Here is a 467-nt window from a genome sequence, read left to right on the forward strand (position 1 = left end):
GCTAGCTTGCCAATTGCCATTGCACTGCGCGCGCGCACCTCACATCCGCCGCCAGCAGGTGCCACCGCCATCTCTGCTTTCTCTCTCTCTCTCTCTCTCTCTCTCTCAAGCAACGCCCGCCTGCCCGCCCGCCATGGCGACCATAGCCACGATGGCCCTGCTGAAGCCCGCCAGGATCGTGGCGCGGTCGGCGCCGCCGTCCACCAGCGGCAGCGTCTCGCTGCGCGTCCCGGCGCGGGCCAAGAAGGCCGCGGTGTCCGTGTCCGTGTCGTCCGCGCTGGCGGGCGCCTTCTTCTCGGCGCTGGCGTCGTCGGACGCGGCGCTGGCGGCGCAGCGCGTGGCGGACGTGGCGGCGGCGGCCGACGCCGGGAGCGACAACCGCGGGCAGCTGCTGCTCTTCGTGGTGGCGCCCGCCATCGGGTGGGTGCTCTACAACATCCTGCAGCCGGCGCTGAACCAGCTCAACC

Annotated in this window: 1 protein-coding gene; it reads left to right on the forward strand. The window is 71.7% G+C overall.

The window, feature by feature from the left end:
• Positions 1-151: 151 nt before the first annotated feature.
• Positions 152-467 (forward strand): photosystem II protein Y (locus FWJ25_RS20880; protein WP_188093688.1); only part of this gene is annotated, 316 nt, incomplete at its 3' end.

Source organism: Marinobacter salinexigens, from assembly GCF_008370345.1.
GTDB classification, from domain to species: Bacteria; Pseudomonadota; Gammaproteobacteria; order Pseudomonadales; family Oleiphilaceae; genus Marinobacter; species Marinobacter salinexigens.